22 protein-coding genes are annotated in these 20,503 nt (G+C 36.9%); 10 read left to right on the top strand and 12 right to left on the bottom strand.

Features of this window, described 5'->3' with window-relative positions:
* The first annotated feature begins 140 nt into the window (after positions 1 to 140).
* Positions 141 to 791 carry a riboflavin synthase gene (locus tag AC6EJA_RS09260; protein WP_498502369.1) on the top strand — a complete coding sequence of 217 codons (651 nt, stop codon included), beginning with the start codon at positions 141 to 143 and terminating at the stop codon, positions 789 to 791.
* Positions 792 to 800: 9 nt separating this feature from the next.
* Here the strand turns inward: AC6EJA_RS09260 and AC6EJA_RS09265 are convergent, their stop codons facing one another.
* The 4 genes from AC6EJA_RS09265 to AC6EJA_RS09280 all read right to left on the bottom strand — a co-directional run bounded on the left by AC6EJA_RS09265 (position 801) and on the right by AC6EJA_RS09280 (position 4,374).
* Positions 801 to 1,154 carry an AbrB family transcriptional regulator gene (locus AC6EJA_RS09265; RefSeq protein WP_498502370.1) on the bottom strand — a complete coding sequence of 118 codons (354 nt, stop codon included), beginning with the start codon at positions 1,152 to 1,154 and terminating at the stop codon, positions 801 to 803.
* Between the two features lie 96 nt (positions 1,155 to 1,250).
* A complete protein-coding gene (locus AC6EJA_RS09270; RefSeq protein WP_498502371.1) occupies positions 1,251 to 1,868 on the bottom strand; it encodes a cytochrome c oxidase subunit 3 in 618 nt (205 codons plus the stop codon).
* On the bottom strand, positions 1,868 to 3,538 hold the full coding sequence (gene ctaD / locus AC6EJA_RS09275; protein ID WP_498502372.1) for a cytochrome c oxidase subunit I: 1,671 nt from the start codon (positions 3,536 to 3,538) through the stop codon (positions 1,868 to 1,870). Before ctaD ends, AC6EJA_RS09270 begins: the two co-directional genes overlap by 1 nt.
* A gap of 2 nt (positions 3,539 to 3,540) precedes the next feature.
* Positions 3,541 to 4,374 (bottom strand): cytochrome c oxidase subunit II, encoded by an 834-nt coding sequence (locus tag AC6EJA_RS09280; RefSeq protein WP_498502373.1) that lies wholly within the window; start codon positions 4,372 to 4,374, stop codon positions 3,541 to 3,543.
* A 257-nt stretch (positions 4,375 to 4,631) separates the two neighbouring features.
* Between AC6EJA_RS09280 and AC6EJA_RS09285 the strand changes: the two genes are divergently transcribed.
* The 5 genes from AC6EJA_RS09285 to AC6EJA_RS09305 all read left to right on the top strand — a co-directional run bounded on the left by AC6EJA_RS09285 (position 4,632) and on the right by AC6EJA_RS09305 (position 9,137).
* Positions 4,632 to 5,558 (top strand): COX15/CtaA family protein, encoded by a 927-nt coding sequence (locus AC6EJA_RS09285; protein WP_498502374.1) that lies wholly within the window; start codon positions 4,632 to 4,634, stop codon positions 5,556 to 5,558.
* Positions 5,551 to 6,564 carry a heme o synthase gene (locus AC6EJA_RS09290; protein WP_498502376.1) on the top strand — a complete coding sequence of 338 codons (1,014 nt, stop codon included), beginning with the start codon at positions 5,551 to 5,553 and terminating at the stop codon, positions 6,562 to 6,564. The genes AC6EJA_RS09285 and AC6EJA_RS09290 overlap by 8 nt, the downstream gene beginning before the upstream one ends.
* A gap of 67 nt (positions 6,565 to 6,631) precedes the next feature.
* Complete coding sequence (locus AC6EJA_RS09295; RefSeq protein WP_498502377.1) at positions 6,632 to 7,645, top strand: ABC transporter ATP-binding protein; 1,014 nt, start codon at positions 6,632 to 6,634, stop codon at positions 7,643 to 7,645.
* 39 nt (positions 7,646 to 7,684) lie between these two features.
* Positions 7,685 to 8,536 carry an ABC transporter permease gene (locus AC6EJA_RS09300; RefSeq protein WP_498502378.1) on the top strand — a complete coding sequence of 284 codons (852 nt, stop codon included), beginning with the start codon at positions 7,685 to 7,687 and terminating at the stop codon, positions 8,534 to 8,536.
* Positions 8,537 to 8,540: 4 nt separating this feature from the next.
* The gene (locus AC6EJA_RS09305; RefSeq protein WP_498502379.1) at positions 8,541 to 9,137 is read left to right on the top strand and encodes a hypothetical protein; all 597 of its coding nucleotides are present in this window, start codon (positions 8,541 to 8,543) and stop codon (positions 9,135 to 9,137) included.
* Between the two features lie 32 nt (positions 9,138 to 9,169).
* Here AC6EJA_RS09305 and groL read toward each other — a convergent pair whose 3' ends face one another.
* Complete coding sequence (gene groL, locus AC6EJA_RS09310; protein WP_498502380.1) at positions 9,170 to 10,882, bottom strand: chaperonin GroEL; 1,713 nt, start codon at positions 10,880 to 10,882, stop codon at positions 9,170 to 9,172.
* 125 nt (positions 10,883 to 11,007) lie between these two features.
* Here groL and AC6EJA_RS09315 point away from each other — a divergent pair, with 125 nt between their 5' ends.
* On the top strand, positions 11,008 to 11,187 hold the full coding sequence (locus AC6EJA_RS09315) for a hypothetical protein (protein WP_498502381.1): 180 nt from the start codon (positions 11,008 to 11,010) through the stop codon (positions 11,185 to 11,187).
* A gap of 123 nt (positions 11,188 to 11,310) precedes the next feature.
* Positions 11,311 to 12,009 carry a hypothetical protein gene (locus tag AC6EJA_RS09320; RefSeq protein ID WP_498502382.1) on the top strand — a complete coding sequence of 233 codons (699 nt, stop codon included), beginning with the start codon at positions 11,311 to 11,313 and terminating at the stop codon, positions 12,007 to 12,009.
* A gap of 56 nt (positions 12,010 to 12,065) precedes the next feature.
* Here the strand turns inward: AC6EJA_RS09320 and fabG are convergent, their stop codons facing one another.
* Positions 12,066 to 12,818 (bottom strand): 3-oxoacyl-[acyl-carrier-protein] reductase, encoded by a 753-nt coding sequence (gene fabG, locus AC6EJA_RS09325; RefSeq protein WP_498502383.1) that lies wholly within the window; start codon positions 12,816 to 12,818, stop codon positions 12,066 to 12,068.
* Between the two features lie 182 nt (positions 12,819 to 13,000).
* Between fabG and ispD the strand changes: the two genes are divergently transcribed.
* Positions 13,001 to 13,681 carry a 2-C-methyl-D-erythritol 4-phosphate cytidylyltransferase gene (gene ispD, locus AC6EJA_RS09330; RefSeq protein WP_498502384.1) on the top strand — a complete coding sequence of 227 codons (681 nt, stop codon included), beginning with the start codon at positions 13,001 to 13,003 and terminating at the stop codon, positions 13,679 to 13,681.
* Here the strand turns inward: ispD and AC6EJA_RS09335 are convergent.
* Both AC6EJA_RS09335 and AC6EJA_RS09340 read right to left on the bottom strand, forming a co-directional pair.
* Entirely contained in the window at positions 13,668 to 14,573 is a 906-nt protein-coding gene (locus tag AC6EJA_RS09335; RefSeq protein WP_498502385.1) for an LD-carboxypeptidase, read from the bottom strand. The two genes, ispD and AC6EJA_RS09335, sit on opposite strands and share 14 nt — an antisense overlap.
* 5 nt (positions 14,574 to 14,578) lie before the next feature.
* Entirely contained in the window at positions 14,579 to 15,499 is a 921-nt protein-coding gene (locus AC6EJA_RS09340; RefSeq protein WP_498502386.1) for a 4-hydroxybenzoate polyprenyltransferase, read from the bottom strand.
* A 45-nt stretch (positions 15,500 to 15,544) separates the two neighbouring features.
* On the opposite strand from AC6EJA_RS09340, the gene AC6EJA_RS09345 reads away from it, so the two are divergent.
* On the top strand, positions 15,545 to 17,194 hold the full coding sequence (locus AC6EJA_RS09345; protein ID WP_498502387.1) for a Ppx/GppA phosphatase family protein: 1,650 nt from the start codon (positions 15,545 to 15,547) through the stop codon (positions 17,192 to 17,194).
* A 2-nt stretch (positions 17,195 to 17,196) separates the two neighbouring features.
* Here the strand turns inward: AC6EJA_RS09345 and AC6EJA_RS09350 are convergent, their stop codons facing one another.
* From AC6EJA_RS09350 to petA, 4 genes are all read right to left on the bottom strand, one after another.
* Positions 17,197 to 17,646 (bottom strand): helix-turn-helix domain-containing protein, encoded by a 450-nt coding sequence (locus tag AC6EJA_RS09350; RefSeq protein WP_498502388.1) that lies wholly within the window; start codon positions 17,644 to 17,646, stop codon positions 17,197 to 17,199.
* A 225-nt stretch (positions 17,647 to 17,871) separates the two neighbouring features.
* Positions 17,872 to 18,624, bottom strand: a complete 753-nt coding sequence (cobM, locus tag AC6EJA_RS09355; protein WP_498502389.1) for a precorrin-4 C(11)-methyltransferase — start codon at positions 18,622 to 18,624, stop codon at positions 17,872 to 17,874.
* Complete coding sequence (lgt, locus tag AC6EJA_RS09360) at positions 18,624 to 19,535, bottom strand: prolipoprotein diacylglyceryl transferase (protein WP_498502390.1); 912 nt, start codon at positions 19,533 to 19,535, stop codon at positions 18,624 to 18,626. The genes cobM and lgt overlap by 1 nt, the downstream gene beginning before the upstream one ends.
* A 25-nt stretch (positions 19,536 to 19,560) precedes the next feature.
* Positions 19,561 to 20,493, bottom strand: a complete 933-nt coding sequence (petA, locus tag AC6EJA_RS09365; protein WP_498502391.1) for a cytochrome f — start codon at positions 20,491 to 20,493, stop codon at positions 19,561 to 19,563.
* Between the last annotated feature and the right edge of the window lie 10 nt (positions 20,494 to 20,503).

The following is a 20,503-nucleotide window of genomic DNA, read 5'->3' on the forward strand; positions in this document are numbered from 1 at the left end:
AATTCTATTTCTTTTGTATTTGCATGAGATAATATTTATGATGCTTTACATCTTTTTCATTAAGAGGATTGTGAATCCGATTATTAGGACTTTTGAATGATTAATAAAAAAATTATGACCTTTTTGACGGACATCAACCAATGTTTACAGGATTAATTCAAGGAGAAGGAAGACTCCGCCTTGAGGGAGAAAGATTAAGGATCGAAACATCTAAAGATTTCTCTGAAATAGTTATTGGTGATAGTGTCGCTGTTGATGGGGTTTGCCTGACTGCAACCCACGTAACGAATGAAAGCTTTCAGGCTGATGTAAGTCAGGAGACCCTTGATAGGACAACTTTGGGGTGGAAGGCCAAAAGAAATGATTTTGTAAATCTTGAACCAGCTCTTAGGCTAAACGACAGATTAGGAGGACATCTTGTTAGTGGCCACATCGATGGGCTCGGAAAGGTTTTGCAAATTCAAAATTTGAAAACATCTTGGAATATAGAGATAAGTTGGCATAATAAATCTTACACAAAATACATTTGTGAGAAAGGAAGTATTTGTATTAATGGGATTAGTCTCACGGTTGCAAGATTCTCAGAAAATGGGATGAATTTTGAAGTAGCAGTCATCCCTCATACATGGATGAACACAACTTTGAAAAATTTATCAGTAGGAGATTTTGTAAATCTTGAGGCAGATATGATCGCTAAATATGCTGAGAGATTATTAATGATGCAAAAAGAGTCAGTTGATAAATCAGAAAGCATTTCAACCGAATGGCTTTCAACTCACGGATGGGTGTAAGCGAAGGCGTTATTTCAATGGGACCAAATAGATAGCTCCAGTATCTTTCCTAACATCAATTTTAAATTCTTGCCCAGGTTCTAGTCCAAGTTTTTTTGTATAGGCATGTCCAATAAGCAGATTACCGTTTCCATGAACACGAGTTCTGAACTCGGCTTGTCTTCCCCTTGAAGATCTATTTCCTGCTCTGCCTGGTCCATTTGATCTAAGCTTAATACCTTTTGCTTCTACTAGCGCTCTGTAAAAACTTTTACGTAGAACTCTCCCGCTAGGGCCTACATATCCGCACCCTTTGGCAATCTCATCCTCTGACAAATGGCATAAGGATCTGTTTTTATCAAGTAGTTCTTTTCCGACAAGCATTTACCTGTTTTATTTAATTGTATTAATTCTGACGAATAACTGGAATTGTGGCAACAAAATAATTGCAATCCTTCTAATTGGTATCAATTTATAGGTTTAAAGTAGGTAAAGGATGATGAACAAAACGACCCAAATACCATCTACGAAATGCCAATACAGTTCTGTCGCTTCGAGAGGGAACATATTTGATACGTTTACCCGACCTCCCGGAACACGAGTTTGCCACCAAATTATGAAAATCATAATGGTACCAAGAGTTACATGAAGGCCATGAAAACCAGTAAGAGCGTAAAAAGTACTTGCATAAAGATTGTCTGTAAGTCCAAAAGGAAGAGTAAAGTACTCAATCATTTGGCTGGCTAAGAAAGCCAGGCCAAGCCCAGCAGTTACTAATAACCACCTTTGGCACAAGGAAGAATTTTTTTTAGTAAGGGCCTTAGCTGCTTTATGAAATGTTGCACTGCTTATTAAAAGCAAAATTGTATTGATTGTTGGTAGAGGGAGCTCTAGTTCGTATATCGCATCTGGGAGGAGAGGGTTAACTGCTTTGAAAGTTAGGTAGGCCGCAAAAAAACCTGCAAATGTCATTCCATCAGCAACTAGAAAGGCAACAAGACCAAATAAGCGATGATCTTGATGTTCAGCAATATTTGTCTCAGCCGAAATTTCTTGCTCCTCTGAAGCATCTTTATCAGTGGAGGTAATACTAGTCATTAGTTATTTGATGTTGAATTGAGCTTTTCTTGTTGTTTATCATAATTGTCTTTACCAGTTTCTGAACCGTAGCCGTATGGTTCAGAAACTAAAGGAGCTTCTCCTATCCAATTCTCTACAGGTGGTGGGGATGATGTTAACCACTCCGGTGTTAGAGCTTTCCAAGGGTTGTCGCCCGCTATTTCTCCATTAAAAGCACTATTGATGATATTCCAAAGGAAAGGAAGAGTACTTATTGCCATTAATAAGGCTCCAGCACTGCTAAATTGATTTACCAAAGTGAATTGAGGGTCATACTCAGCTACTCGTCGCGGCATACCATTTAATCCAAGCCAATGTTGAGGGGCGAAGCATAGATTGAAACCTACAAATGTAAGAATGAAATGGAGTCTACCAAGGGATTCATTTAAAAGACGACCGGTAACTTTTGGATACCAATGGTATACAGAGGAGAATATGACAAAAACTGATCCGCCGTAGACGATATAATGAAAATGGGCTACTACAAAGTAGGTGTCGTGGACATGTACATCAAAAGGAACTTGCGCAAGAGCAACACCAGTTATCCCCCCTAGTACAAAATTTACGATAAAACCACATGAAAACAGTATTGCACTATTTAAAGATATTTTCCCACCCCAAAGAGTAGCCACCCAATTGAAAAACTTTATACCCGTGGGAACAGCAATAAAAGCTGTTGCGATAGTGAAAAACAGTCTCATCCATGGCGGAGTCCCGCTTGTAAACATATGATGTGCCCACACTATTAGACCAAGAACAACAATAGCCATTATTGAAAAGACCATGGTTGTATAACCGAAAAGAGGTTTTCTACTATGTATGGGTAATATTTCGCTGACCAATCCAAAAGCAGGTAAAACCATTATGTATACAGCAGGGTGAGAGTAAAACCAAAAGAGATGCTGATAAACAATTACATTGCCGCCAAGTACAGGGTTAAAAAAACCTGTATGAGCGACAATATCAAAACTCAAAAGTATAAGAGTCCCTGCCAATACTGGCGTCGCTAAAACGACTAATATACTAGTCCCAAGCATTGCCCAGCAATACATTGGTAATTGCATAAGCTTCAGACCAGGCCTGCGCAATTTGAGTATTGTTGATATGAAATTGATCCCCCCAAATATTGAGCTTCCTCCCAGCAACAAAACACTGAGTATCCATATTATTTGACCTGCAGCAGGAGTAGTGATGCTTAAAGGAGGGTAGGCAGTCCAGCCAGCTTGAGCTGCACCATTGATGAAATAGCTACCGATTAACATTAGACCAGCTGGTGGAATTAACCAAAAGGCAACAGCATTAAGCCTTGGGAATGCCATATCTCTTGCACCAACGTAAAAAGGTATTAGATAGTTACCGAATGCGCCATTAATAACAGGAACAATCCAAAGGAAAATCATAATTGTCCCATGAAGAGTTAAGACTTGGTTGTAAACGTCTCTTGGCATGAAATCTGAAATTGGACTAGTAAGTTCTATTCGCATGGCACTTGCAAGCGACCCACCTATTAGATAAAAAGCAAAACCACAGACTAGATATTGAAGACCTATCACTTTATGGTCAAGACTAAAGCTGAAATACCTCAACCATCCCTTTGGCTGAAGGCTTGTTGGTGAGTTTTGATTTGAGGAAGGGGCAGCAACAGTCATATTTAGGAGGTCGTGATTTTAGCGTTTTGAGAAAACCAATTTTCATAATCATTTATATCTTCAACCACTACTGTTGATCTCATCCCCCCATGATAGGGACCGCAAAGTTCTGCGCAAACTATTGGGAATCGACCAGTTTTTGTTGGAGTAAAGCTTAAGATAGTCGGCTGTCCTGGAATGACATCCTGCTTGATTCGAAATTGAGGAACCCAAAATGCATGAATAACATCTTTAGACTCCATAGTCATACTTATCTTTTTATTGACTGGAACATGAAGCTCTCCTGAAATAATATCTCCCTCTGGATAATGGAATAAAAATGCAAACTGCATTGCAGTAACTTCTACTGGTATCGAATTTCCCGAGATTGTTCTGGAGGCTTCAACTGTTCCTGATCCAATCCCACCCCAGATTTTTTTGTCAGATTCCATATTTGCATGTTGAATCTGCTCATGATTAGCTATTCCATGATTAAGAGGTTGCATACCCCCCATCCTGTCGTAGATGTCATAGCTGTATAAACCAACAAACAAAACAACAATTGCTGGCACAGCTGTCCAAAATATTTCTAAAGTTATATTTCCTTCAATCGCTAAACCATCTTCATTATCGTCTGGCCGCCTTCTAAATTCAACCAAGCTGTAAATGATAAAAGCTACCATCCCAACAAAAAGTATTGTCCCAATAATAAAAAGAACTTGTGAAAGTTCATCATAAATTGGGGCATTAGTACTTGCCTCTGCTGGCAGGAAATTTATGGCGTTTCCCAGCCAAATGATTCCAATGGAACATGCAATGCTCGATGTGAGCGTGATTATGGCCGATGATTTCGGCAACTCATTTACTCAGCTGTCTTTAGGTTATTGAGAACTAGAAACAATGCATGAATAAACTCATTAAGAATCATTGAAGTTCACTTTTTGTATGTATTTTTGATTTATTTGGTTAGCTTTACTGGATTTTTTTATTTTTCTGTCAGGGATGGAAAATCTAAATCCTTTTTTAAAGTTGTACTAGGCCAAAGACGGTGACGTAGCCAGTTAAATCGCTACCTTGCAATCAGGGTAATTTTGATTTACCTGGGATTTATCAATTGAATTCATCCTCTCTCCCTCAAGTTAGGTGGCGCCTGGCTCAAGTGGCCTCTCATTTAGTAGTGGCACTAATTGCATTGGTTGTTGTTGGAGGGGCAACCAGGGTAATGGAAGCTGGTCTGGCATGTCCTGACTGGCCACTTTGTTATGGGTCATTTTTGCCAGGTAGACAGATGAATGTCCAAGTTTTTTTGGAATGGTTCCATCGCCTCGATGCATTTGTTGTTGGAATTGCGTTGATATTGCAATTTTTGGCGGCGTTGATTTTTAGATCAGAATTACCCAAATGGTTACTCTGGCTATATGGCTCATTAATCCTTCTTGTTGCTTTCCAAGCTGGTTTAGGGGCTCTTACGGTAATTCAACTTCTCCCTTCAGGCATAGTTACAGCCCATTTAATTCTGGCTTTGACACTGGTTGCTCTAATGAGTGGAATCTCACAAAAATTACTTCAGACGAATCAAACTAATGCACCAATTTGGTGGCGCATCATGGGATCTACTTCAGTCGTTCTTGTGATGGTGCAAGCACTTTTAGGAGGACGTATGGCTACACAATGGGCTTCCAAAACTTGCTTGACTCAAGATATCGGGTGCAATTTACTTGATAACCATCGTTTGTTCGCAATACCTATTACTGCTTTTATTGTGGTTTTTTTGATAACTGCATTATTTGCAGGAGGTTGGCCAAGAACTCAATGGCCCTTTTTGTTAATTGTCTTGGGAATTGTTTGCTTTCAGATAACTCTTGGTATCACTTCGGTGAGACTTGGACTTTCTGAGCCATTGGTGACAATTTCTCATCAACTTTTCGGTGCTCTTCTTGTGGCGTTACTTTCAGCTCTGACGGTTAAGCAACCGATCACCTCTGATGTTATGAACGTCAAAAATAGTGATCAATCCTTAATGGAGGCCTGTCATGGTTAGTTCCTCAGCCGAGACTTTTCAAGAGAATAATCCAAGAGATGAAATCGTTCCATCTCGAAAAAGAATAAAACTACCTCCTTGGCTTGAAGTAGCCAAACCTCGATTAATCCCTCTTCTTTTGGCAACAACCTTGGGGGGAATGGCTCTAAGTGAGGATTGGCCTTTGCCTTCTCCAAGGTTGGCCTGCACTCTTGGTGGTGGTGCTTTGGCAGCTGCAGCTGCAGGTGCTTTGAATTGTCTTTGGGAGCAAGACCTTGATAAAAGAATGAAAAGGACAAGCCAAAGAGCCCTGCCCTCTGGAAAATTATCTCCTACGGCCGTTTTTGCCGGAGCAATATCATGTACTCTGGCAGCTGCATCATTATTAGTTGGAGGTGTTAATTGTCTGGCGGCTGGACTTTCCTTGCTGGGTCTTTGTTCATACGTACTTTTATACACGGCATTTCTAAAACCTAGGACTTCTCAAAACATCGTTATCGGAGGTGTTGCAGGAGCGATTCCACCTTTAGTAGGGGCAGCTGCTGCCACTGGGCACATAGGTTTAGGAGGATGGTGGCTTTTTACGTTGGTGATGGTTTGGACTCCTGCACATTTTTGGGCTTTGGCTATTTTCTTAAGGGATGATTACAAATCAGTAGGTATACCTATGCTCCCAGTGGTGAAGGGACCTGTGTTCACTGCCAAGGCAATTAGAAAATATGGATTTGCAACTGTTATTTTAAGTTTCTTTGGTATTTTTGCCTTACCAGATGGGGGATTGTTTTATGGAATTTTGGTCATACCATTTAATGCCCGTCTTCTGCAGATGATTAATACTCTTGAAATTGATCCTGAAGACTCAAGTAGAGCAAAGGGGCTTTTTCGATGGTCGATACTTTATATGTTTGGTATTTGCTTGCTCTTAATCCTAAGTAGATCTCCTATGGCTGTTCAATTTGATCATCAACTCAGCTTATTAATGAGAGAATCTTTTAATTTGATTGGGTTCTCAATAAATTTAAGTTAGTAACTCACAAAGGACCTCTATGATGGTATTTCATTAGATTTCCAAACAACAACAACAAAAGTTTTTGATGCCTTTAGTTGAAATTAAGAATCTTGTAAAGACTTACGGAAAAGTTCAAGCCCTTTCGAGTTTGAGCTTAGTTATTCCTGAAGGCGTGCTATTTGGGCTTTTGGGGCCTAACGGATCTGGAAAAAGCACTACAATTAAAATTCTATGTACACTACTCAATCCTGATTCTGGTGAGGTAATTGTTGACGGCCTGGATGTATTAAATAATTCACGAACAATAAGACAAAAGCTTGGGTTCGTTGCACAAGAAGTCGCGGTAGATAAAATCCTTACAGGACGAGAATTACTTAATCTTCAATGTGATTTGTATCACCTTAGTAAAACAAAAAAAAATTCCCGAATTGAAGAACTAATAATTCGATTAGAAATGAATGATTGGATTGACAGACGTTGTGGATCTTATTCAGGCGGTATGCGAAGGAGATTAGATTTAGCTGCTGGATTACTTCATAAACCAAAATTACTTGTGCTAGATGAACCAACTGTTGGGTTGGATATTGAAAGTAGAGAAGTTATCTGGGAATTATTAAGAGAGCTTAAGAAAAACGGCACGACAATTCTTTTAAGTAGTCATTATCTCGAAGAAATAGATTCACTTGCTGATCAAATGGCAATACTTGATAAAGGGAAAGTAATAGCAGAGGGCACCTCAGATGAATTAAAAAAACGACTTGGCGGAGATAGAGTTACTCTTAGAGTTAAAGAGTTTAGTGATGAAAGAGAATCATTAAAGGTCAAGCAAATATTGGAAAATATTTCTGGAGTGAGACAAGTTGTTGTTAACAGAGCACAAGGTTTTTCGTTAAATCTTGTTGTGGATGATGAAGCTGTATTGTCAACTCTCAGAGATCAGCTAGAAAGTGCACAGTTTGAGATCTTTTCTCTCACACAAAGTCGTCCTTCATTAGATGACGTTTACTTGCAAGCGACAGGACGCACACTTATGGATGCAGAACTTTCAATAGCAGGTCAAAGAGATCTGAAAAGGGAAAGTAAATCCTCCATGAGATGAGTTTTATTAATCTCCTACCTTAAATAAGGAGCCTATTAAATGAATGCAACAACAGATCCAGCTTTTGTAAATCAAAATGAAGATAAATTATTGGATCAAATTCAGGAAGTTATCGCGCTTACTAAAAGATTGTTTATCCAATTAATAAGGCGACCTTCCACTTTAATTGCAGGTATTTTGCAACCGTTAATTTGGCTTGTTTTATTTGGAGCTTTATTTTCTAATGCCCCTGAGCAGATGCTGCCCGAGGGAGGCGATTATGGGAGATTTTTAGGTGCAGGAATTATTGTCTTCACTGCATTCAGTGGTGCATTAAATGCGGGATTACCAGTAATGTTTGATAGAGAGTTTGGATTTTTAAATAGATTATTGGTTGCTCCACTAGTAAGTAGAAATTCAATTGTTTATGCATCAGTAATCTACATAACATTTCTAAGCCTTTTGCAAAGTGTGGCGATTATCGCAACAGCTTCATTTCTTGGATATGGATGGCCAGGACTTGATGGCCTCTCAATTGTTTTATTTACCCTCTTAATACTTGTATTTGCTGTTACGGCAATGAGCTTAGGATTGGCTTTTGCGTTACCTGGTCATATTGAATTAATCGCAGTAATTTTTGTTGCCAACTTACCTCTTCTTTTTTCAAGTACAGCATTAGCTCCCATCTCATATATGCCTCATTGGCTTAGTTGGATTGCATCATTAAATCCTTTGACTTTTGCGATCGAACCCATACGAGCTGCATATAAAGGTTCTGCTGATTTAACTCAAGTTGTTTTGATTGCACCATATGGAGAAGTTACAGGTACTCAATGTTTGTTTATCTTGATACTTTTGACAGTTATTTTATTCTTTTTCATCCGCCCTTTACTCAACCGTAAACTGGCTTAATTAAGTGGAATTATCAACATCACCAAACAAAAAAGACAAACTCTCAGATCTTGAGAAATTTCTTCAAGAAAAACTTACGGAGGCTATAAGAAAAGAAAATTGGGATGATTTTTATATTTTAGAATCCGTTTATGTGCATAGATTTGGTATCGAGTCTTTGTCAGGGATAAATCAATTGAAGGATAAAATTAAAGATGAAATCGAATTTGAGAGAACTGATGCTAAAAACAAACAAAATTTGAATCAATCAAAATCAATTATCAGCGATGAAGAGTCAACAATTTTGAATAAAAAAACATCGAATCAAATTCCATTGATTGGTAATGATACTGATGATGAGAAAAATCTCCAAGGGCAAATTTCTCATAATTCTGTTATTTCGAATGAGGATAGCGATGATAAAAAAGTAATTAATGGGCCTGAATCCCAAGGAATTCGTGATAGTGAAATATCATCAAATAAGAGTCCAAAAAATAGAACATCAGGAACCAAAAAGCCCGTAGAAAATAATGAAAGTAAATCAGAAATGGAAGAGAAAGAAAAACGTTTTTCCCCTCCACCTCCTCCATCTTTAAATAACTTGAGAAGGTGGCTTGAGTAATTATTTCTAATAAAAATCTAGAGGAGTATTCTCTACATCATACCTGGCATTCCCATGCCACCCATCCCTGGCATTCCCATGCCACCCATACCTGGCATTCCCATGCCACCCATGCCAGGCATTCCCATGCCACCCCCCATGGGGTCAGCCCCTTCTGCCCCTGCGGTGGCAGGCGGCTCAGGCTTGTCAGCAATAACCACTTCGGTAGTTACTAGCATTGATGCTATTGATATGGCATCTTGCAAAGCTAAACGTAAGACTTTCGATGCATCAATTATCCCCGATTTTATTAGATCTTCGTATTCATCAGTAAAAGCGTTGTATCCCTTTTTCAGGCGCTTCATTTCTGATATGACTACGTCACCATTTTTTCCAGCATTAATTGCAATTTGTTTTGCAGGCGCAGATAAAGCGTTTTGAACAATCTTAATACCAGTTTTTTGATCTCCATCAGTTTTTTCTACAAGTGAACTGAGCCCATCACTTAAATTTAAAAGTGTGAATCCCCCGCCAGCAACTATTCCCTCTTCTATTGCCGCCTTTGTTGCGTTTAGAGCGTCTTCAATACGTAGTTTTTTGCTTTTTAGTTCAGTCTCTGTTGGGGCTCCAACTTTTATAACAGCAACTCCACCTGCCAGTTTTGCAATTCTCTCATTAAGTTTGTCTTGATCATATTCTGATTCCGTCTGATTAAGTTCCCTTTTAATTGCAGAGATTCTCTGGGCAACTTCTTCTTTATTATCGTCATTAGCAACTATTGTTGTTGATTCTTTTGTAATCGTGATCTGTCTGGCTTTTCCTAAATCAGAAAGCTGGACTTTATCAAGCTGCATAGCTTTGTCTTCACTTATGAGTGTCCCCCCTGTGAGAATTGCTATGTCTGCTAATGCTGCTTTTCTTCTCTCACCAAAAGAAGGAGCTCTTACTGCCGCAACTTTAATAACTCCTCTATTTTTGTTGACCACAAGAGTAGCCAGTGCTTCCCCCTCAACCTCCTCAGCAAGAATCAAAAGAGGAGAACCATTTTTGGCAACTATCTCTAATATTGGAACTAGATCAGCGATTGAGCTGATTTTTCTATCAGTGAGAAGTATTAGAGGGTTGTCAAATTCGCAAACTTGCCTTTCTTGGTCAGTGACAAAATAGGGAGAGCTGTAACCTCGGTCAAAGGCCATTCCTTCGGTGATTTCAAGCTCAGTAGTCAGTGATTTTGATTCCTCAACAGTTATTACACCTTCAGCGGTAACTTTTTCCATAGCAGCTGCAACCATTTTTCCTATCTCTTCATCTCCACCGGCGCTGACTGTTGCGACCTGTTGAATTCTGTCATCAGAGACTTTTTCACTGGTTTTATCGAGTAATTCGATGATTTTGTTTAAGGCTTTACCCATTCCCCTTCTCAACTCGATTGGGCTTGCTCCAGCAGCAGTGTTTCTTAGACCTTCTTGAACCATCAATTGAGCTAAAACAGTTGCTGTGGTGGTTCCGTCACCTGCTTTGTCTTTTGTTTTTGCAGCAACTTCCTCAAGGAGTTTTGCTCCAATATTTTCAAAAGGATCCTCTAGCTCAATCTCACGAGCGATAGTTACTCCATCATTCACTATGTCTGGTGCTCCGAATTTTTTCTCGATAACTACATTTCTACCTTTTGGTCCAATGGTAACTTTCAAGGCATCAGCAAGGGCATTTACTCCATTTTCAAGCGAACCTCGAGATTCATCTGAGAAACTTAGAAGTTTGACCATTTTTACTGAATGTTCTGTTAATTGCCCACAGTAGACTTTAAATATGGTGCGTGACTAAGTGGGGAAAGCCGAATCCTTTGAAACTTTGCATTCACAGTTATCAATATTGAAGGTATCTTCAAGCTATGAATGATCCTGGAGTTTTATTTTTTGTTTTGATGGCTGGCTTAGCCGGAACGATGACAATTATTTACTTCCCATTAAGAATATTCCTCACAGCTACTGCCAGAAGCAGGAGGTTGAGGCTTCTCCAAAAGATTAGAAGACTAAGAGATGAATTGGGCCAGTCGCTTGACAACTCATAGTTATAATTGGGGTAGGGTAATTTTTATTTTTCTAAAAAACAAACAACTTTAATTTCAAATCCTGGTGTTTAAGGAATTGATTTGATGATAAAATAATGTAGATCAATAAGCATACTTAGTTAAATGAATAGTTTGAATAAATTATATAAAAATACGCATTTTGTTTTACTATTCCTATTGGTTTTTTTTACTTTTATTTCTTTTAAAGTAAGATTTGACAATGGAGCTAGTTGGATTTGGACAACTTCCGAAAATGGCTTAATCTCAACAATTCAGCTAATTTTATTAGCTTATGCAATTTATATTCATATTAGACATAGAAAATTTTTAAAAAGACTATCTAATAAAATTTTTCTAAACCTGAGAATATTAATGTTTGTTTTTCTCTTTTATGAGGAAGCAAGCTGGATAACTCAAGATAAATTTACTTTTACTTATTCTATAAATAATCAATCTGAAGTCAACTTTCACCAACTTAGTTTTCTTGATAAGACGATTTTTGAAAATATAAATATGCCTTTTTTCGATTATAGTTTTGATATCCAGCTTAGCTTATTATTTTTTACAGTTACTTTGCTTGTTATTGGATTTGGCTCCTATTTCTCATTTACCAAAAATATAGAAATTTTGTTCTTAGAGAAAAAATATTCATTATATACGCTCCTTTTTCCTGTAAATATTATTATAGGATCTATTTTGAATAATATAAATATTCTTGAAACTTCCTTTTTAATGGAAGCGGAATTAGTTGAATCATTTGTATATATAATACTGATATTTGATACACTTACGAAATTAAAAAATATTCGTTCTAGTAGTTGAAAATAAATTAATTAAGTTTAACTATTAAGCGTTTAATCAATCATATAAGAATTTGTTCAATTCATAACCATACCACCATCAACATTGAATGTTTGCCCTGTAATGTATAAAGAAGCTTTCTCAGCAGCCAGGAATTTTACAGTCCCAGCGATATCCTCAGGTGAACCAAATTTACCTAGTGGAATAGCCGATAAGATTTTTTCACTGCTTAAATCTTTGGTCATGTCAGTTTTTATAAAGCCTGGAGCAATTGCATTTACTGTGATGCCTCTGCTTGCAAATTCTTTTGCACAACTTTTTGTAAAACCAATTAAGCCTGCTTTTGATGCCGCATAATTTGATTGTCCCGCATTTCCCATTAATCCGACTACTGAGGAAACATTGATTATTCTTCCCTTTCTTTGTTTAATCATTGGTCTTGCAGCTGCTCGGGTGCAATAAAAAACCCCGCTTAAATTTAAATCGATTACTTTTTGCCAATCTTCTGTCTTCATCCTCATGAGGAGCCCATCTCTTGTGATGCCAGCATTGTTGACTAGTACATCAATAGCATTGCTTTTTTGAAGAATCTGATTAATTAAGTTATTGACTGATGATTCATCTTCAATATTGCATTGAATTGAGTAGCTTTTCCCCCCGATTGAATTTATTTTCTCGACCACTTTATCTGCTTCTTCTGCAGATTTTGAATAGTTAACTACCACTTCTGCTCCTATTTCACCTAGAGCAATTGCAATTGCTTTTCCAATACCTCTGCTTGCTCCAGTTACAAGGGCTGTTTGTCCTTCAAGCAATTTTGATTTTGTCATTTTTAATTGTTTTTGGGTGGTATTTGATTTGAGTTATTTCAGAACTAGGAAATTTTGTTCCTCTTTCCCATTCTTATTGATTTAGTTACTCATTATCAATCTTCTTCTAGGAATAATATTAAAAGACAAAAATATTTCATATTTCTGAGAGAATATTTTTCAGGGAATTAAGGAGAAAGTCTTTGCACCTTTTAATTGCAGCAGCAGGAAGTGGCAAAAGAATGGGGGCGGCGAAAAATAAACTTCTTTTGAAAATAAATGGAAAAACAATAATTGAGTGGACTTTGAAAGCCATACTCTCATCTGAGTCTATTCATTGGGTTGGAATCATTGGTCAACCAGTTGATAAAGAAGAAATAATGAGAAATGTTCCTAAGACGTTAAAGCCAGTTGAGTGGATTAATGGTGGCAGTACTCGACAACAATCAGTCAAATTAGGATTGGAAGCATTACCCACCCAAGCCGAAAATGTTCTAATACATGATGGGGCGAGATGTTTGATCGATTCGAGATTTCTTGATACGTTTTCAAAAATTCTCTCTGAGGAGAAAACAGCTTTGATTGCGGCTACGCCCGTAACAGATACCATAAAAGAAGTAGATTTCAAGGGATATATAAATTCAACTCCGGAGAGAGAAAAACTTTGGGCAGCCCAAACTCCTCAAGGTTTTAATGTGAAAGAGCTTAAGTCTGCTCATCAGGAGGCGATTAAAAATCACTGGGAAGTTACTGACGATGCCTCGCTCTTTGAAAGGCTTGGTTTGCCGGTTAAAATAACCGAATGCTCTCGTTCAAATATCAAAGTTACTACTCCAATTGATTTGAAAATTGCTGAAATTTTAATTTCATCTAATCTTCTATGATAATTTTCCCTTTAAATCCATCAAGGATTGTTTGCCTTCCAATAGGCATTGCTGCATTCCCCTTAAGGTGACCTATTGGTAGATTGCCTATAATTGGTATTTTTAGATCAAAGCAACGCTCAATAATTATATTTTCAAGGCTCAGCAATGAATTGTTATGAGAACTTTCTTGATGAATACAACAATTAAAATTTCCAAATCCCAATCCAGAAACTTTCTTTAAAATACCTGCCAATCGAAGTTGCGTAAGCATTCTATCAATTCTATAAGGCTCTTCATTAGTTTCCTCCAGAATCAAAATCGAACCTTGAAAATCAGGAATATGACTTGTGCCGATTAAGCTGCAAATAATAGTTAAATTGCCCACTATTAAAGGACCACGTGAAATACCCTTAACCCAGATATCCCCACTTAAATCAGAAATTTTTCTCCCAAAAAGTATTGACTTTATTCTTTCTTTACTCCAATCAGGTTCCGCACTTAATGTTGATAAGAGTGGACCATGTATACCACCATCAAAGCCTGCAGATAACCTAGAAAGTAAAACCGAAGTTAAATCAGAGAAGCCCAACATGTATTGATTTCTCCAAGGTTGAAATTTTTCAAGCAACCTTGCGGCACCCCACCCCCCACAAGCAAATACAGTAAGGTTAGATATTTTTTTGTTATGAAGATCTTGGAACCTTTCTTGATCTGTACCAGCAAGGTAATTCCATTCTCTTTTTGATAATTCATTTAGATCACTAATACAAATAAGGCCCCAGGTTTCAATTAATTTAATACTTTCTATGATCTGATCATTGATGTATAATTTTGAGCTAATAGCAGAAATGTTAAAAAAATCACCTTTTTTTAACACGTTTAATTTTTTATTTGATTTGGTTTGCGCCATATATTTTACAACTTTCCAATTATTAAACCTAAAAGTAATATGCTGCCAATTAAAACTTGATTCCTAAAATGTAATCCATAAATATTTTTAGTTTTATTCGATATAGAAAGTTTTCTTACTTCTAACTGCATAATAATGCTTGAGATTGACCAAATAATCCAAAACAGATAATTGACACCTTGTATGTATGCTGCTGAGGCCAAGCAAAGACATGAGATTAAATAGCAAAAAGAAACTATCTTTAAAACTTTCTTCCCTAAGCTGATCGCACTGCTTTTAAGTCTCAAGCGAATATCATCATCTTTATCTGAAAGGGCATATACCGTATCAAATCCAAAAGTCCAAATTACTACTGAGCACCAGCAAAATACTAATGGGGCGTTTAAAACGATTTTTGATTCAATAGCTGCCCAAGGTATTAAAACTGAATAACCCCAGCACAGAGACAAAATAGCCTGAGGATACTTAAACCATCTTTTTGCTGAGGGATAAATAATAATTAGAGGTAATGCCGTTAAGGCAAGTCCTAGGCAGGTGCTCTTACTGTTATTTGGAAGACTAATAACGACCATTAAGCTTAAAAACAAGGTCAAAAAAAGAAGCGAATAAGCTTTTTTGACTGTCAAAGTCTCATTCGCTAATGGTCTATTTCTCGTTCGAGTTACTTGCTTGTCAATTTTTTTATCCCACAAATCATTTGTAATACATCCGGCTCCGCTGATAAAAATCGTTCCTGCCGTGATTAGAAAAATAATTTCTAAGGATGGAGGCGATGAAGGGGCGAGCCATAAAGACCATCCTGCGGGAATCAATAATATCAGTCTTCCACTAGGTTTATTCCACCGAAGAAGTGTGATGATAGGGAATATTTGCTCTTGAAAGAATCTGGCCTGAAAAAATTTTTGTATTTGAACAAGAATGGACATTTTCTACACAGTTACTTGATCTAATGGCAGAGTATTTCTATCTGGATGTTGCTTCAAATGAATAGTGTCGAATTAGGCACTTACCTTGAAGATATCCCCCAAGGGACAAACACTGGGATAGATCATCCTGGGAGGATAAATTACGTTGGAGCCATTGATATTGGGACTAATTCAACACATCTTTTAATTGCCGCAGTAGATACTGAGTTAAAAACTTTTAGCATTGAATTAGCTGAGAAGTCGACAACGAGGTTGGGCGAGAAAGACCCCATTACTGGTGAACTCACTTCTAATGCAATAGATAGAGCTATTGAGACTTTAAAGAGATTCAAAGATCTTGCAGAGGGCTACAAAGTAGAAAATCTTGTAACAGCAGCCACCAGCGCAGTAAGAGAAGCTCCCAATGGTAATGAGTTTTTGGAAAAGATAAAAAAATTAGTAGACATTGAGGTTGAAATCATTAGCGGTACTGAGGAAGCGAGATTAATTTATCTTGGTGTTATCTCGGGCATGCAATTTGGTGATCGCCCGCATGTGATAGTTGATATAGGTGGTGGCTCTACCGAATTGGTTCTTGCCGACAGTCAAGACTCAAGAGCTCTTACAAGTACAAAGATTGGTGCGGTCAGATTAAAAACAGATTTTATAAAGCATCAACCGTTTTCTCAAAGTAAATATGAATTTCTCAGGACCTACATTCAAGGGAATCTTGAGGGTGCGATAGGAAAAATAGGTCAGAGAATAAAAGCTGGGGAAAATCCCGTAATGGTAGCAACTAGTGGAACTGCAATGGCTTTGGGTGCTTTGATATTAAATGAGAATTCCAATATCAAAACTAAATTACAAGGCTTGAAAATATCCAAGTCTCAACTTGATCAGATTATTGAGAAACTTTTAAGGATGACTCCGCAAGAAATACAGAGGATGACTCCTCTAAATGATAGAAGGGCGGAAATTATCCTTCCAGGTGTTCTAATTCTTCAAACCACCATGAAGATGATGGAAATAAATGAAGTAGTCCTAAGTGAACGCGCTTTAAGAGAGGGGTTGGTCGTTGATTGGATGTTTCGGAATAGCTTTTTGGAGGATAGATTTAGTTTGCAAGGCAATATCAGGCAAAGGACTGTTCTTCACCAAGCCAGACGATATGCAGTTAATTTGAGACGCGCAGAGCGTGTTGCAAAGCATGCGTTGACGCTATACGACAATACAAGGAATTTTCTACACAGTGATGATGGAAATGGTAGAGATCTTCTATGGGCCGCGGCAATCTTGCATGCTTGTGGCCAACATATAAATTTAGCTGCGTATCACAAACATTCCTGGTATTTAATAAAAAACTGTGAGTTATTGGGATACTCTCATGTTGAACATTTGATGGTAGCTGGAATAGCTAGATATCACAGAAAGAGTTTTCCTAAGAAAAGACATGAAGCGTGGCAATCTCTTGATGAGAAAAAATATAGAAACATTGTTGCTGAAATGTCCTTAATTCTAAGATTATCGGCTTCACTTGATAGGCGTCCAGTGCCGGCGATTTCATCTATTGAAGTTCAATCAAGGTCTAGAGAAATAACAATTAAGCTTATTCCTGAAAGTAAGAATAATAACTTAAGTTTAGAAAAATGGAGTCTTCAGAACACATTAAAAATGAGTAAGGAATATCTTGGAATTGATGTTAAAATTGATGTATAATTTTATTTATTAAAACTTGTAATTATTTTTTCTTTGCTATTTAAAGTTGTTGATTCTGGAGCTTGGAAAATTTTGTCTTCAATTAAATTAATGAAAATCATTGATAATAAAATCCCCGCAATTCCCGATAAAACTAAATATATAGGAACCAAAGAAATATTAGGCCTTAAAATTCTTTCATTATTATTTTCAAAGATTTCCTCTACGGAGATATCTCTTCCTTCCAGTTCTTGCAATATGAAATTTGTATCTAAATTTAATTTTTCTGAGACTCTCCTAACCATAGCTTTTACAAAAACCTTCTCAGGAAGAAGCTCCTCTTGTCCACATTCTAAAGCTGATAGTTGTTCTTTTCCTATCCTGAGGCTGCTAGAAAGTTCCTCTAAGGAAAGGCTTCGCCCAGTTCTTGCTTCTCTTAAGAATGCTCCAACTTTCTCAAGGGGGGTTTTCATAGGCTCTTTTGTGGAGATTTGATTGTTCCCAAATGGGAGGGAACTTCATATTTTTATAGAATAGATGAAACTTAATCTTTAGGCCAGACTATGTATCCCTTTATGTATTGATTATATTGATAATAAGTTTTTATTATTTTTTGGTTTTTTAATATCAATAAGAACTTGATCTTAACTGTAAAAATATAAATTTAATAATTAATAAATATTTTAATAATAGAAATATCATTTTGGCCTAAAAATATGTTTATGTTCACTACTGTAGAGTTTTGATCTGTTATTAGAATTTCTTAATGCTGGGCTTACAAGATAAATTGTAGTTCTAGTTAGTCCCCTCTCTAAAGATACTTTGGCCATATTATCAAGTTGAGTTAATTGTAACCATTGATCATCCCAACCTACCCTATATCCAATCGCTACAGGTGTATCTTTTGGATAATATTTCAAAAGTGTGTCTTCAATACCTTGCACATGACAAGCACTCAAATATAAACACAAAGTTGATTGAATAGAGGCAAGTTTCTCTAAATTTTCCCTTTCGGGTGTTCCAGTCCTTCCACTTGCTCTACTTAAAATAATGGTCTGAGTAATGCCAGGAATTGTTAACTCAGTCTGGAGTAAAGCAGCAGTCGCTTGATATGCACTTATTCCAGGAATTACCTCAACTTTTATTCCAGCATTATGTAAATGATTAATTTGCTCTGAAAGCGCACCATAGAAGCATGGATCACCATCGTGAAGTCGAACAATTTTTTTTCCCTCCTTTGATTTTTCTACCAAAATTGATATTATTTTTTCCAATGTCAAAGAACTAGAATTTATTAATTGACACTCTTTGTTGCATAAATCAATTATTTTAGGAGAAATTAAAGAGTCAGTCCAAACAACAACTTCTGCCTCGGTTAAAAGTTTAAATGCTTTTCTTGTCATTAAGTCAGGTGATCCTGGACCTGCTCCAACAATTGAGATTTTTTCCACTAAGATTTTTTATTTAGTTTTATTTTATTGATGAAAGTGCTTTTACACTTTTTAAAAGTCCAAATTAATCCTGAAATTCCAATAACTAAAAATACAATACTTACTAACTGAGCTACTCTTATACCTCCATAACAAAAAGGTGGACTTGAATTTATGCAAAGGGGGTCAATTCTCAACCACTCTATCCAGAACCTGCCAGCACCATATAAAATAAGATAAAAGAAACTCAATGCACCATTAGGAAGATTAATTCGTCTATTCAATGCAAGTTTAAATAAGTAAATTAATATCCCAAAAATCAAGAAATTCCAAATAGATTCATACAAAAAAGTAGGGTGAAAATAATCTTGATCAAAATAAACTAGTGGTCTCTTTATGACTGGTATGTAAAGTTTCCATGGTAAATCTGTAGGAATTCCAAAGGCTTCATTATTGAAAAAATTACCCCAACGGCCAATAGACTGTCCAAGCGCCACGGAAGGAATTAGAGAATCGATTACAATCCCAAAATTTAATGATCTTAATCTACTAAATATAAATACAGAAAATCCTCCTGCAATTATTGCTCCATGAATAGCTATGCCTCCCCCCCAAATTTCTAAAAAACTAGGAATCTTAAAATTTAAACCTAATATATTTAATGAAGACCAAAACCTATTGCCACTATACATTTCCCACTCGAAAATAACGTAATAAAGTCTCGCTCCAATAATTGATGAAAGTATTAAAAATGGCAGAAGATCATTAAATGTTCCATTAGGTAAGTTCCTTTTCTTTGCAAGATAATTCGATAAATATAGACCTATATAAACAGAAATGGCAATTAGTAGTCCATACCATCTTATGGATATTGGACCAAAATTGAGTATTTCTGAACCAGGTGATTTCAAATAACAAAATATTATTTGCATGTTAAATAACAAAAAATATTATCTGTTAAATACCCTCTGCAGCCTGAACTTTCTCTACTTGCTTCTTCTTTAAAACCAACATGATTTGAGAGAGAGCTACTCCTGCAAAGAAAACAATTAATCCTATTACCCTTGCGTAGCTTTGAAGAACAATCTCAGTATCAATTTGTCCAAATCCACCTACATTAGGGTTGTCTGTAAGGACGGCACCTTTTTCAATTTCATCTCCAACTTTAACAAGTATTTGAGGCCCAGATGGAATAGTTTCATTTAAAATATCACCTTCAGCGTTAATCAATGAAATAACAGTAGAGCCATCTTCTGCCGTATCTATTGAGGATATTTTCCCAGCATTTTCTGAGTTGTATATATTGTTATTGCTTTTTTCTCCTGTCGGATAAACTTGTCCTCTTCCTCTATTGCCTCCAACATGTATTGCGTATTTTCCAAAGTGAAATTGTTTATCTATCCTAGGATTGGGTGAGAGGACAGGGAAAACAATCTCTTTGTTTTGATCACCAGGCAATGGACCTACAACAATAATATTTTCTTTTTCCTCACTGTACTGGGTAAAAAATACTCCCTGAGTTTCCTCTTTTATATCATCCGTCCATCTTTCTTGAGGGGCTAACTTGAAACCATCTGGGAGCATTACAAGGGCCCCAACTTGAAGGGGAACTTTGCTCCCATCTGCTCCAATTTCTTGAATTCCATTCTTATAAGGTATTTTGACTACTGCCTTAAAAACACTATCTGCAGCAACTGCCTGTGGAACTTCGGCTTGCGTTTTCATATTTGCTAAATGGCAATTTGCGCAAACAATTTTGCCAGTGGCCTCCCTAGGGTTTTCATAATTTTGTTGTGCCCAAAATGGGTAAGCCCATGTGACTTTTGGAAAAACAAATAATGAAATTCCTAAAAGAAATGAGCTTAGAAAAATTGTTATTGAGCGTCTCATTTTTATGAAT

The sequence above is a fragment of the Prochlorococcus sp. MIT2309 genome (genome assembly GCF_059772305.1).